This window comes from Gluconobacter oxydans (assembly GCF_006539685.1).
GTDB classification, from domain to species: domain Bacteria; phylum Pseudomonadota; class Alphaproteobacteria; order Acetobacterales; family Acetobacteraceae; genus Gluconobacter; species Gluconobacter oxydans.
In genome coordinates this window covers 1-12,401 of sequence record NZ_BJNM01000041.1, presented here as the reverse complement: position 1 = coordinate 12,401, position 12,401 = coordinate 1, and the positions used below count along the sequence as shown (strand labels likewise).

Genomic DNA, 12,401 nt, shown 5'->3' with positions numbered 1-12,401 from the left:
CCCATCAAACCCCGGGACCAAACACCTAGGGCTTTTGCGGTTTGGCTACCGTAAAGGTCCTGTTTTCCATGTCAGTCTGTGATATGGTTGCGGTTCTGTCCTGATTGTTGGAATGAGCCTGTCTTGCATCGAGTGTTCAGCATGTCCGCCCTGCTTCTGGCAGGGTTTCTTGGTCTGGGGTCTGCGTCCGCGCTGGCAGCGGAGAGCGCGCCCGTCACGTCCGGGAATGATACCGCAACCCTTGTCACGGATCGCGATGCGGTCGGGCCGGACCAGCATCTGCGGGTCGGGCTGCGGCTTCAGCTCAAGCCGGGCTGGCATACGTACTGGATCAATCCGGGCGATGCCGGGGATACGCCGACGCTGGACGTGACCGCTGATGGCGGGGCGACGGGCAAGGGCGGTCCGATCCACTGGCCGGTGCCGGTGCGGATCAGTGAGGGCGGCCTCATGTCCTACGCCTATGTTAATGAGGTGACGCTGCCGGAGGATCTGGTTCTCAAGGGTTCTGGCGGGACGACGCTTCATGCGCATGGGGAATGGCTTGTCTGTGCGCAGGTCTGCATTCCCGAAAGTGGTGATTTCACGCTGACGCTGCCAGCTTCGGCGCAGGATGCTCCGGAAGGGGCGCAGGCGGCCCTGTTCCACAAAGCGGATGCGGCCATGCCGGTGGCGTCGCCGTTTGCGGCCAGTGTGTCTGCCGATGGTGTTCTGACGCTTTCGGGCAAGGGGCTCTCTGCGGCGTCCGTGTCGCAGGCATGGTTCCTGCCGCAGGACGGGGGCGTGATCGATCAGGTGGCGGCACAGCCGCTGCATGTATCGGACGGGCAGCTGACGCTGGGGCTGAAGTTCCTGAAATCGGCGCATCGGGACAGGCCGCTTGAGGGTGTCGTCGTGCTCAAGGATGCGGCGGGGCAGGAAAGCCCATTGCAGATTGAGGCGCGCCCGGTCGGGGGAGCAGCTTCTGCGCCTGTGCAGGATGCTTCGGCTCAGGGTCAGGCCTCAGGTGCGGAAGTGCCGACCGGTGCGGGCTGGCTGCGGGTTCTGCTGTTTGCCTTTGTCGGCGGCCTGATCCTGAACCTGATGCCCTGCGTGTTTCCGGTGCTGGCGATGAAGGCGCTGTCTCTGGCGAAAATGGGCGGTGCCGGACGGGGCGTGCAGCTTCAGAGCGCGTTATTCTACACGATCGGGGTAATGGGCGCCTTTGCGGCTCTGGGCATCGTCATGATCGGGCTGCGTCTGGCCGGCTCTGCGGCCGGATGGGGCTTTCAGTTCCAGTCGCCAGGTTTCGTGGTGGCGGTCTGCTGGCTGCTGTTTCTCATGGGCCTGAATCTGCTGGGTGTGTTTGAAGTCAGCGCCGGGCGGCTGGGTCAGGTCCAGACCGGCAGTGGTCGCGGTGGTGACATGATGACAGGCCTGCTGGCGGTCATCGTGGCCACACCCTGCACCGCGCCGTTCATGGGTGTTGCCATTGCCGGAGCACTGGGTGGGCCGCCGGTGATGGGCGTTCTGGTGTTCCTGGCGATGGGGCTGGGGCTGGCGTTTCCGTATATTCTCGTGGCCGGAGTTCCGAGCGTGGCGTCGCGGATGCCGAAGCCGGGGGCCTGGATGGGGATTCTCAAGCAGGTTCTGGCGTTTCCGCTGTTTGCAACCTGTGTGTGGCTGCTCTGGGTCGCGGCGATCCAGCGGGGCGTGACATTTGTGGCGCTGACGGCCGGGGGCGTTGTGCTGCTCGGGTTTGCGGGCTGGATCTATGGTGTCGGGCAGCGTCGTTCGATGCTGGAAGGTGGCCGTGGAACGGTGGCGTTCTGCCGGGTTGTGGCAGCGCTGTGTGTGGTGGTTTGCGGTGCGGCACTGGCGCAGGGATTGCGGGCCGCGCCTGCTCCCGTGTCGGCCGGGACAGCGGAAGCGGGTGTTGAACCGTTCTCCGGGGCGCGTCTGGCGGAGCTTCGGGCGCAGGGCAAGCCGGTGTTTATCGATATGACGGCGTCCTGGTGCATCACCTGCATGGTCAACGAGCGTGTGGCGCTGGATGTGCCGTCTGTTCAGGAGGCTTTCCGGTCCCGCGGAATCGTCTTCCTCAAGGGCGACTGGACGAACCGCAATGCCGCAATTGCCGCGTTCCTCAAGGCGCATGGGCGTGATGGCGTGCCGTTCTATATGTATTACGCGCCGCATCAGGACGGCGTCGTTCTGCCGCAGATCCTGACGCCGGGCATCGTGACCTCGACGATCGGAAAATAAGCGCACCGCTTTTCGGGGTTCTGAAAACCCTGTTCCCGGTCCGGGAGCAGGGTTTTTTCATATCCGGTGGTTTTCAGCGGCCCGTATTGCGGGGATCGTCCTGCGGGTTCACGTAAGTCATGCTGAACGGTCCCATGCCGGAGACCTGAAGCACCGCGCCCTGGCTTCCGGCCTTGATGGCATGGGGCACGTTGACCGGCAGATGTACGAAACCGCCTGGGCCGAGGTGGCGCTGCTGCGTCGTAGCCAGGCTCTGTCCCACGAAATGCTGGATGTCGCCACTGATGACGGTGAGCATTTCGTCCAGATTATGGGTGTGGGGCGGGATGAACGATCCCGAGGGCATCATGACGCGTAGGGTGAACGGGCCCGGCTTGCTGGTATCGCCGGTCAGGATAGCCATTTTCGTTCCATGCGGGAACATGACGGGAGCCGGCTGCCATTTCACGGCGTCCGAGCCCGGAATGACGGTGACGGCGGACTGGTCCGGCGCGGGTTCCGTTGGAACCGGGGCGCTGTGTGTGAGCGGTGTCACAATTAGCGTTGTGCAGAGCAGCAGAGCTGAGCTGGCGAAATGCTTTTTTGAAATGTTGCCGGGGGACATGGGGGTCTCCTCCGTCCCGTAAGGGCGTATGCGTGCCGTCTTGCGGCAACGCGCTGGAGGAGAGCCGGTTTGGAATGCAGGGACAGGAACCGGCGGGTTCCTGTCTTGCAGGATCAGAAGGCGGTGGAGACCGTTCCGGTCATGGTGAAGCGTGGAGCGACCATGAAGGAGTTTCCGTAGCCGGTATAGGACGCCATGTTGCCGCTGTAGACGGTGCTCGGGTCCTTGGCGCTGTAGACCGCGCCCATGGCGCCGGTGCGGACGACGGAGCCGGTGAGGTTGGTGAAGTTCAGGCGGAAGGTCGGGGACTGCGCGAACAGGAACGGCTTGAAGTGATAGCCCGTCGAAAGCGTATCGGTGACGTAGCCCGGAATGCGCTGGTCGCCGGCGATGCTGACGGACTGCGGTCCGGTGTAGTGGACGGAGCCGTTCGCGAAGAAGCCCTTGTAGGTGTAGGTCAGGCCGAAATTCGCGATGACATGCGGGGCCATGACAGCCTGCGTGCCCTTGGAGTGCAGCATCGTGTTCAGATACGGATCGAAGACGTTGCTGTCCTGCGTGGCGTGCAGGTATTCGACCGAGGCGTACGGGCTGAAGCCATGGATCGGACGTGCCGCGACCATCACGTCAAATCCGCGCATCTGCTGGCTGCCGATATTGAACGGCTTGTAGCTGTTCATGCCGACATACTGGTCCACGATGCGGTTCGTGACGTTGTAGTTGAAGAAAGCGACGTCCGCGATGATGTGGTCGTCGTGATAGCGGTAGCCGAGTTCTTCCTTGATGGAATACTGGTTCTTGGGGATCGCAACACTGGTGTACAGCCAGCCGAGATCGACTGCGCTGGGCTGACGGTAATCGCCTTCCACGTTCAGGTAGACCTGATGGTGGTTGTTGATGCGATAGCCGATCGAAAGCTGCGGAAGGGGGGCTGTGCGGTTGGCTTCCTGGCGGCCGTAATAATCCTTGTTCCAGATGTTCGTCATGACGAACTTGAAGCCGGCATCGACCGTCAGGTGATCGTTGAAATACTTGGCCGTGTCATGCACGAACAGCGAGTGGATTTCGTAACCCGCCGTCTGCTTGTCGCCGGCGGAAATCAGATAGGCCGCATTGTTCGGGCTGGCTGCATTGCCGTCCGGCATCTGGTAGCTGGTGGGATAGGACTGGATCGTCTGGGTGTTTTCATACCAGTAGCCGACCGAGAACGTGTTGTGACGGTCGATCTCCCAGTTGAGTTTCGCGACCGTACCGACCGAGCGGTATTCGTTCTGCAGGAAGTAGCTGGTCAGGCCGCGTGTGGCGCCGCTTGAATCGGTAGTGGTGCCATCAGGCGACGCGTCCCAGCCCTGTCCAAAGCTGAAATACGGGTGGATGTCGAGCGAAAGACGGGATGGCAGGGCAATATGGACCGGAGCCGAGATGAAAATCTGGTTCCAGTGATCGTTGTTGTTGCCTCAGTAGTTGTTGCTCGTCTTGTCGTTCGTGCGGCCATAGCCCTGACCGGTGTGCTTGTAACGGAAGAACTGATCGGAGGTCGGGTAGTTGTCGATGATGAAGTCGGCCGAGTTCCATGACAGGAAGAACTTGGCATTGGAGCCGTTCTTCCAGTCTTTCTGCAGACCGAAATCGATATGTTTGCGCTGGTTGATGCCAGCACCCATCCACGACCGGGCATGCGTGTTGGAGAACGAGAAATAGCCGCGCACGCCGCTATGACCGATTTCGCCGGATTCGAGACGGATGAACTCGCGCGACAGGTTGTTGGTGCCGTAGGAGAAGTCGATCAGGCCACCGCGCTTCTGCGACGGGGTGCGGGTTTCCTCGGCCATGACGCCACCGGCGGCCGACATGACGGGAAGATCCGTCGCGGAAGAGCCCGGCGTGACGCTGACGCTTTCAAGGTTCTCGGAATCGACGTTTTCGCTCAGATACTTGGCGGCTGCGGCAGGGGCGCCGTCTACCATCAGGCCCATATCGAGATCTGTCAGGCCACGGGACTGGATCTGACCGCCTTCCATGCCTGACGAATCCGGCGTCGTAACGTTGAGGCTCGGCAGGTTCTGGATCAGGTCAAGCGCCGTGCTGGTCGGCGCGCGCATGTTGATGAATTCCTTCGTGACGGTCTGCACGGCGTGTGGCGCGGTTTCGACGCGCATCATGCCGCCGCCGCCGTTCAAAGCGCGGCGCGAGGACGTGACGGAGACCGTTTCGGCTGCGGAGGCATCAAGCGCATGCGGGCGCGGTGCCGCTGCGGGCCGGGCCGGCGCTGCGGTGTTGCGGGCCGTGCTGCGGACGGGGGCGTGATGACGTGAAACAGGGTGTTTCGTGGTCTGGGCGGCGCGCGCGTCCGTGCCGAACGCAACAAGAGCGCTGCCGGCGAGACAGGTTACTGCAAGAAGCTGGCGTCGATAGCCCGGTGACCAACGGTTGTCTTTCATGCTGCCGGGCTCCTGTCGAAACGAAAGGTTCACTTTGGGAACGGTATTTATTCGAAATGTGGATGTAAAACGGATGGTCTATCTCTACCAAAGATAAAATGCAGGGCAGGCCATTGCCGTTTTTAGGGTGGTGCAAAAATGTGACAGTCTATGTCTCCCAATAGACGCAGAGATCAGGGGGTGGGCTGGGACTGGTTCAGGGGGGACAGGAACTCCTTTTCCAGTTCGGAAATCACAAGCCGTGCAGCGCCTGAAAGCTGACGGGAATGATCCACGCACAGGGCAAGTGTCAGGGGGGCAAGATCGTGGTTGGAAATCGGAATGAAAGCCAGTTCGCCGCGCGTGACCTCTTCCATGACGTCGAGTGCGCTGAGGATTCCGAGGCCGACGCCTTCGCGGACCAGGGACTTGATCATCTGGATGTTGTCGGATGTCGCGGCGGCCTGGATGTCGAGATTGCTGTCGATTTCAAGGATTTCGATCTGGCGTTGCAGGGCAAGCGGGGCCTGGGGCATGATCATCGGGTAGTTCATGGCTAGGCTGAAGCGAGCACTCTTTCGCTCGGCGACGGGATGGTTCGGCAGGCAGATGAAGCCCAGCGGGAAATCCTTGTGGGCACGCACCAGAAGCCCGCGGGCATGGGTCGGATTGAGGAGCAGGGCAACATCGACGGCCCCGTCAATCAGAGTGCCCTGGATGCGGCTGTTGTCCAGGACATGGGTGCAGATGGTGATGCCGGGATGGGTCGTGCGCAGGGCGCGGAGCAGGCGCGGCAGGAATCCGCGGGTCAGGGCGTCGGGGACGGCGATGTCCACCTGTCCCCGGCGCAGGCCGCGCATGTCCTCGATCTGGACGCACATATTGGTCAGGTCCCGCGACCACTGCTTGCCATGGGCATAGAGCAGTTCGCCCGTCGCCGTCAGGCGCAGGCCGGTAGGGAGACGTTCGAACAGGGGGGTGCCGAGAGACTCCTCGCCCTGCAGGATCTCCCGGTCGATGGCTGAGGCGGCGATGCGCAGGTGTTCGGAAGCCCGGCGGATCGATCCGTGCTGGGCCACGGCAAGAAAGTAACGCAGGAAGCGTGAGAAGACAGGCATGGAAGAACTGCTCTCTTTTTGCGAACGGGAGATGCGTTTTTATGGAGTATACGCCCTTACAACGGTATGAAACTATCCCGACCGACAGGTGACCTGTCATTTTGTTGCGGAAAGACGGTCTGGCAGCGTCCGGATGCTGCTTTGTCCGTACCGGTTTTTTGGGATTTGACCACATGACATCCACCGTTTCTCCCGTCGATGCTCTGGCTGCGCTTTCGGAGCGTGTGCGGGAGGATCTGGCGAAAATCCGCTATGCGACCGGCAACTGGAGCCTGACGCAGGAGCGGGATGGGAAGGCGGTTCTGGATGTGGCCATCATCGGTGCGGGGCAGGGCGGTATCACGTCCTGCTTCGGTCTGCGCCGGCTGGGTGTGACCAATGTGGAAGTGTTTGAAAAGGCTTCCAAAGGCGGTGAAGGACCGTGGGTGACGTTTGCGCGCATGATCACGCTGCGCACGCCCAAGCATGTGACGGGGCCGGACCTCGGGATTCCGAATCTCACGCCGCAGTCCTGGTTCGAGGCGCGTTATGGGGCGAAGGCCTGGGAGGATCTGGACAAGATTTCCCGCCATGACTGGCAGGCCTATCTGGACTGGGTGCGGGAGACGCTCGACATCCCGGTCGTGAACGATCAGGAGCTGGTGCATGTCGGCTGGGACAAGGGTCTGCTGCGGCTGACATTCCGCAATGCGGCAGGGCAGGAAACGGTGCGTCTGGCGCGGCGGATGGTTCTGGCGACGGGCATCGAGGGCGGCGGGACATGGCATGTGCCGTCCTTCATTTCCGATACGCTGCCGAAATCCGTTTATGCGCACACGCATGAAGACATTGATTTCGACGCTCTGAAGGGCAAGCGGATCGGCGTTCTGGGCGCGGGAGCATCCGCGTTCGACAATGCAGCGACGGCTCTGGAAAAAGGCGCCGAGCGCGTGGATCTGTGCCTGCGTCGGGCGAAGATCCCGGCCATCAATCCGTATCGCTGGATGGAAAATGCAGGCTTCCTCGCGCATTTCTCGGAGCTGCCGGATCTGACGCGCTGGCGTTTCATGCGGCAGATTTACAGCCTGAACCAGCCGCCGCCGCAGGACACGTTCTGGCGCTGCCGCCGTCATGAGAACTTTGCCTTCCATCCCGGAACGCCCTGGACGGCGACGCGGATGGACGGGGATGAAGTCGTAGTGACGACGCCGCAGGGCGAGATGCGCTTCGATTTCCTGATTATCGGGACGGGGTTCTCGATCGACCTGTCGCAGCGGCCGGAGACACAGGATTTTGCGTCTTCGGTCATGTTGTGGCGTGATCATTTCACACCGCCTGCCGGTGAGGAAAGCGAGCTTCTGGGCAGCCATCCGTATCTGGGTGCGCGGTTCCAGTTCCTGCCGAAGAATGCGGCCGATCCGAAGGCGCCGATGCTGGCGGCGATCTACAACTTCACGTTCGGTGCCATGCCGAGCATGGGGCTTTCCGGCGCGTCCATCAGCGGGATGCGTTTTGGTGTGGAGAAGCTGGCGCGGGGCATTGCGCGGGATCTGTTCGTCGAGGATGGGGAGAAGCATCTGGCCAGCCTTCTGGCCTATGACACGGAAGAGCTCGTAAGCCTCGATCCGCCGGTGCTTTGAGAAGGGAGACGCCCATGACGCAGGACAGCTACCCGCGGGACATGATCGGCTATGGCCGCACGCCGCCTGACCCGAAATGGCCGAATGGTGCGCGCATCGCCGTGCAATTCGTCATCAATTACGAGGAAGGGGCGGAAAACTCGGTTCTGCATGGCGATGCGGGATCAGAAGCGTTCCTGTCCGAAATGATCGGCACGAAATCCATCATCGGTGCGCGCTGTGCGCAGATGGAGAGCTTGTACGAATACGGTAGCCGGGCCGGGTTCTGGCGGCTGCGGCGTCTGTTCGATGAAGCCAAGATGCCGGTGACGGTGTTTGGTGTGGCGAAGGCGCTGGCCCGCAATCCGGATGCCGTAGCGGCCATGAAGGAGAGCGGCTGGGAGATTGCGTCTCACGGTCTGCGCTGGATCGATTATCAGGATTTTCCCGAGGACGTGGAGCGGGCGCATATCCTCGAGGCGATTGCGCTGCATACCGAAGTGACGGGAGAGCGGCCGCTCGGCTGGTATCAGGGGCGCACGAGCCCGAACACGGCGCGTCTGGTCGCGGAGGAAGGCGGGTTTGTTTACGACGCGGATTCCTATGCGGATGATCTGCCGTATTATGATCGGACCAATGGCCGGGCGCAGTTGATCGTGCCCTATACGCTTGATGCCAATGACATGAAGTTCGCGGCGCTGAATGGCTTTACGGAAGGCGAGCAGTTCTTCATCTATCTGCGTGATGCGTTTGACATGCTGTATCGCGAGGGTGGGCGGATGATGTCGATCGGGCTGCATTGCCGTCTGGCGGGCAAGCCGGCGCGTGCCATGGGGCTGCTGAAGTTTCTGGAGCATATCCGTAAGCATGAGGATGTGTGGGTGGCGACGCGGCTGGATATCGCGCGGCACTGGTTGTCTGTGCATCCGGCATGAACATTTCTGACGTCAATGCGCTGTCGGACGAAGCGTTTGTTGCAAAGTTCGGTGGGCTTTACGAACATTCGCCCTGGGTGGCGGAAGGAGCGTTGAAGGCGCGGCCTTTTGCGGATGTGGACGCGATGCTGTCTGCGTTTGCGCAGACTGTGCGTTCTGCCGGAGCGGAGGCGCAGCTTGCGCTGGTGCGGGCGCATCCGGAGCTTGGGCATCGGGCCGGGATTGATCCGGATCTGACGGAACATTCCGCTTCGGAACAGGCTTCGGCCGGGCTGGATCGTCTGACGCCTGCGGAATATGAGCGGTTCCGGCGGCTGAATGATGCGTATCGTGCGCGGTTTTCCATGCCGTTCGTGATCTGCGTGCGCAAAGTGGCCGTACCTGGAAAAGCGGCAAAGACCGTCATTATGGATGAAATGGAGCGCCGACTGGCTGGCACTCCCGAAAAGGAATTGACCGAGGCGCTGACGCAGATTGATGCGATTGCAGCGCTTCGTCTGAAGGATCTGGTTGCGTCATGAGTTCTCTGTCCACGCATGTTCTTGATACGGTTTCCGGCAAGCCGGCTGCGGGCGTGAAGCTGCGTCTTCTGCAAGGAGAGCAGGTTCTGTTCGAAGGGCAGACGAATGCAGACGGGCGTTGCCCGGAGCTTCGGGACGTTGCAGTTTCGAAAGGGACGTATTGTCTGGAGTTCCAGATTGGCGATTATTTCCGTAAGGGCGGACAGGTTCTGTCCGATCCGCCGTTCCTGGATGTGGTGCCGATCGTGTTCGGGCTGGCGGCGGAGGCTCATGCGCATGTGCCGCTGCTGGCGGCGCCGTTCGGATATTCCACCTATCGCGGAAGCTGAGGGCTTTTCATGACTGCCGAGAACGCCGCGACTACCGGTTTGCATCCCGTCGACGAGAAACTGCCGGTCTGGCGGCTTGGGGCCTATGGGTTGCAGCATGTGCTGGCGTTCTATTCGGCGGCGGTCATCGTGCCGATCCTTGTTGCGGGTGCGCTGCACCTGCCGCGCGAGACGCTGATTCATCTGATCGATGCGGATCTGTTTACCTGCGGGATTGCGTCCCTGCTTCAGGCGGTGGGGTTCGGTCCGGTCGGGGTTCGGCTGCCGCTGTTGCAGGGGGTGACGTTCACGGCCGTGGGGCCGATGATTGCCATTGGCTCTGCTGTCGGGGGCGGGACGCCGGGGCTTTTGTCCATTTACGGGTCCGTCATCGTGGCGGGGTTCGTGACGTTGCTGATGGCGCGGCATTTCGCAGGGCTGGTGCGGTTTTTCCCGCCGGTTGTGACGGGGTCCATCATTCTCATCATCGGTCTGGCGCTTCTGCCGGTTGCGGCGAATGACATTGTTTCGGGTGCCAGTCCGTCCGTGATGCAGGACCATGTTCCGCTGCGGAGCATCTGGTACGGGCTTGGGACACTGGCGTCCATTCTGGTGATCCAGAGGCTGTTCCGGGGATTTATTGCCACGATTGCCGTGCTGATCGGGCTGGTTCTGGGGACGCTGGTGGCCTGGATGCTGGGGGATGCGAATTTCGGGGATGTGACGTCCGCGCCGCTTCTGTCCATCACACATCCGTTCTATTTCGGGATGCCGACGTTTCATCCGGTCTCGATCCTGTCGATGGTGATCGTCATGACGATTTCCATGATCGAGACGATCGGCAACGTCTATGCGACAGGGGAGATCGTCGACAAGCCGATCACGTCCGAAGACATTGCCCGCACCCTGCGCGCCGATGGCATCGCGACCATGCTTGGCGGCGTGCTCAACTCCTTTCCCTATACGTGCTTTGCCGAGAATGTCGGGCTGGTGCGGATGACGGGGGTGAAGAGCCGCTGGGTTGTGGCAGCTGCGGCGGTCATCATGATGATGCTTGGCTGTCTGCCGCGTCTGGGTGCGCTGGTGGCTGCGGTGCCGCTGCCGGTTCTGGGCGGGGCGGCGCTGGCGATGTTCGCGACTGTGGCGGTCGTGGGTGTGCAGACGCTGTCGCGGGTGGATTTCAACCGGCAGAGCAACGTCATTATTGTGGGCACCAGTATTGGATTGAGCATGCTGGCGACGGCCCAGCCGCATATTTCCGACACGTTTCCGATGTGGGCGAAGATCGTGTTTGGCAGCGGGATTACGCTTGGGTCCCTGTCGGCGATCCTGCTGCATCTGATTTTCAACGTGAAGCGGACAATTCACGAGGCAGCGTATGCGACGGACGTGCCACGAGAAGCGCTGATCGACGAACGGATCCGAGAAAGGTGAGGCTCAGGGCTCTGCCCTGAAACCCGACAAAGGCCGGGGGCCTTTGGAAACCAATTTATGAAATCAGGGTGCAGGGATCGAGATCCCTGCCGGGTCCGGGCAGAGCCCGGAACGTCACGTCAGAACCCTGTCTGGGCGGAAAAATAAAAGCCGGTCTGATCCTTGTAAGTCGCAATCGTACCCAGTGACACATAGGCGAGCGTGACGTTCAGGTGCTTGTTAACGAAATAGCTGGTGTAGACGTCGAACCAGTTGCTTTCGTCGGTGAAGCGCTGGTTGCGCGGTTTGGTGCGGTATTCGACGCCGACGACCAGCCCGGGGATGAAGGACGGCAGATAGCCGAGCGAACCCTCGAACTGGGCGTGATAGTTGTTGTCCTTGTCACCGCCGAAACCGAGGATGCCCCACTGGTTGCCCTTGGTGAAGCGGACGGTGGTGTCGATCAGGATGCCGATTTTCGGAAACAGCTTGGTGACGGCGAGATAGGCGTCTCCGCCATCCGTATGCATCGAGCCGACTTCGTGGATGACCTTGCCGTCACTGTCATGCTTGTACATGCCGCCAATGGCGACCTGCGGGATCAGGGTATTGTCCGCGACATGACCGAAGAGGCGGACTTTGGCACCTGCGACGTCGAGATCGAACTGGTAGCCGTTGCCAATGCCGAGCTTCGCGCCGGTGCCGCGGGTCTGGAAGAAGTTGTGGGTATAGGAAATCTCGACGCGGTCGAAGAAACCCATTGAGGCGCCGACATTCTGGTCCCAGTAGCTGGTGAGGTTCACATAGCTGTAGTGCATGACCATGCCGGCGCTCTTGTTGGAGCCATAGCCGCCGATTGTGGCCCAGCTTGCGATGCCGCCGCCGCTGGCGCCTTCGAGCGAAGACAGGCCGCTGGTGCCGAGGGCGCGCTGTCCGTCAAAGAGGGTGCGGAACATGGACTGTCCGTTGCTGTTTCCGTCATCGCCCAGCGTGACCTGGGGTGTGGTGGTGCTGGTAGCTGCTTTGGCGTCCTGTCCCGTGATGAGGGTGCCGAGGGACAGAAGGGCTGTCATGGATGTCAGGATACGGAAAGACTGAGCAGCGGTTGGGAAACGGTGCATGATTCCTGCTTTTAAGTCGCGCGCCCGAAGAGGAGCTGGAGTATTCTCGCAGATGAAATACCTCTTGCTGTATTTACTGCCGCGAGACTGAAAAATAATTAAGACAACCCTAGGTGTTT

Annotated in this window: 9 protein-coding genes and 1 pseudogene; 6 read left to right on the top strand and 4 right to left on the bottom strand. The window is 61.2% G+C overall.

Annotation, left to right across the window (positions count from 1 at the left end; genetic code table 11):
• The first annotated feature begins 141 nt into the window (after positions 1-141).
• Positions 142-2,244, top strand: a complete 2,103-nt coding sequence (locus GOX01_RS11390; RefSeq protein ID WP_062268994.1) for a protein-disulfide reductase DsbD family protein — start codon at positions 142-144, stop codon at positions 2,242-2,244.
• A 73-nt stretch (positions 2,245-2,317) separates the two neighbouring features.
• Here GOX01_RS11390 and GOX01_RS11385 read toward each other — a convergent pair whose 3' ends face one another.
• The 3 genes and pseudogenes from GOX01_RS11385 to GOX01_RS11375 form a co-directional block, all read right to left on the bottom strand.
• Entirely contained in the window at positions 2,318-2,848 is a 531-nt protein-coding gene (locus GOX01_RS11385) for a cupin domain-containing protein (RefSeq protein ID WP_011252476.1), read from the bottom strand.
• Between the two features lie 113 nt (positions 2,849-2,961).
• Positions 2,962-5,289: pseudogene (locus GOX01_RS11380) on the bottom strand (TonB-dependent receptor).
• A gap of 173 nt (positions 5,290-5,462) precedes the next feature.
• Positions 5,463-6,386: a LysR family transcriptional regulator gene (locus GOX01_RS11375; protein WP_062268989.1), complete on the bottom strand. Its 924-nt coding sequence runs from the start codon at positions 6,384-6,386 to the stop codon at positions 5,463-5,465.
• A gap of 173 nt (positions 6,387-6,559) precedes the next feature.
• Here GOX01_RS11375 and GOX01_RS11370 point away from each other — a divergent pair, with 173 nt between their 5' ends.
• From GOX01_RS11370 to GOX01_RS11350, 5 genes are read left to right on the top strand one after another with little or no spacing between them, the layout of a single operon-like run.
• A complete protein-coding gene (locus GOX01_RS11370; RefSeq protein ID WP_011252473.1) occupies positions 6,560-8,005 on the top strand; it encodes a SidA/IucD/PvdA family monooxygenase in 1,446 nt (481 codons plus the stop codon).
• A 14-nt stretch (positions 8,006-8,019) separates the two neighbouring features.
• Positions 8,020-8,919: an allantoinase PuuE gene (puuE, locus tag GOX01_RS11365; RefSeq protein ID WP_011252472.1), complete on the top strand. Its 900-nt coding sequence runs from the start codon at positions 8,020-8,022 to the stop codon at positions 8,917-8,919.
• Positions 8,916-9,440, top strand: coding sequence for a 2-oxo-4-hydroxy-4-carboxy-5-ureidoimidazoline decarboxylase (gene uraD, locus GOX01_RS11360; protein WP_024717009.1), 525 nt, complete (start codon positions 8,916-8,918; stop codon positions 9,438-9,440). Before puuE ends, uraD begins: the two co-directional genes overlap by 4 nt.
• Positions 9,437-9,769: a hydroxyisourate hydrolase gene (gene uraH / locus GOX01_RS11355; protein ID WP_011252470.1), complete on the top strand. Its 333-nt coding sequence runs from the start codon at positions 9,437-9,439 to the stop codon at positions 9,767-9,769. Before uraD ends, uraH begins: the two co-directional genes overlap by 4 nt.
• A 9-nt stretch (positions 9,770-9,778) precedes the next feature.
• On the top strand, positions 9,779-11,182 hold the full coding sequence (locus GOX01_RS11350) for a nucleobase:cation symporter-2 family protein (RefSeq protein WP_062268992.1): 1,404 nt from the start codon (positions 9,779-9,781) through the stop codon (positions 11,180-11,182).
• Positions 11,183-11,301: 119 nt separating this feature from the next.
• Here GOX01_RS11350 and GOX01_RS11345 read toward each other — a convergent pair whose 3' ends face one another.
• Entirely contained in the window at positions 11,302-12,282 is a 981-nt protein-coding gene (locus GOX01_RS11345; protein WP_011252468.1) for a DUF3034 family protein, read from the bottom strand.
• Between the last annotated feature and the right edge of the window lie 119 nt (positions 12,283-12,401).

Bases quoted from the DNA above. Each gene is read 5' to 3' on its own strand.
- GOX01_RS11390 (WP_062268994.1), top strand. From the start codon at position 142: ATGTCCGCCCTGCTTCTGGCAGGGTTTCTTGGTCTGGGGTCTGCGTCC.
- GOX01_RS11385 (WP_011252476.1), bottom strand. From the start codon at position 2,848: ATGTCCCCCGGCAACATTTCAAAAAAGCATTTCGCCAGCTCAGCTCTG.
- GOX01_RS11375 (WP_062268989.1), bottom strand. From the start codon at position 6,386: ATGCCTGTCTTCTCACGCTTCCTGCGTTACTTTCTTGCCGTGGCCCAG.
- GOX01_RS11370 (WP_011252473.1), top strand. From the start codon at position 6,560: ATGACATCCACCGTTTCTCCCGTCGATGCTCTGGCTGCGCTTTCGGAG.
- puuE (WP_011252472.1), top strand. From the start codon at position 8,020: ATGACGCAGGACAGCTACCCGCGGGACATGATCGGCTATGGCCGCACG.
- uraD (WP_024717009.1), top strand. From the start codon at position 8,916: ATGAACATTTCTGACGTCAATGCGCTGTCGGACGAAGCGTTTGTTGCA.
- uraH (WP_011252470.1), top strand. From the start codon at position 9,437: ATGAGTTCTCTGTCCACGCATGTTCTTGATACGGTTTCCGGCAAGCCG.
- GOX01_RS11350 (WP_062268992.1), top strand. From the start codon at position 9,779: ATGACTGCCGAGAACGCCGCGACTACCGGTTTGCATCCCGTCGACGAG.
- GOX01_RS11345 (WP_011252468.1), bottom strand. From the start codon at position 12,282: ATGCACCGTTTCCCAACCGCTGCTCAGTCTTTCCGTATCCTGACATCC.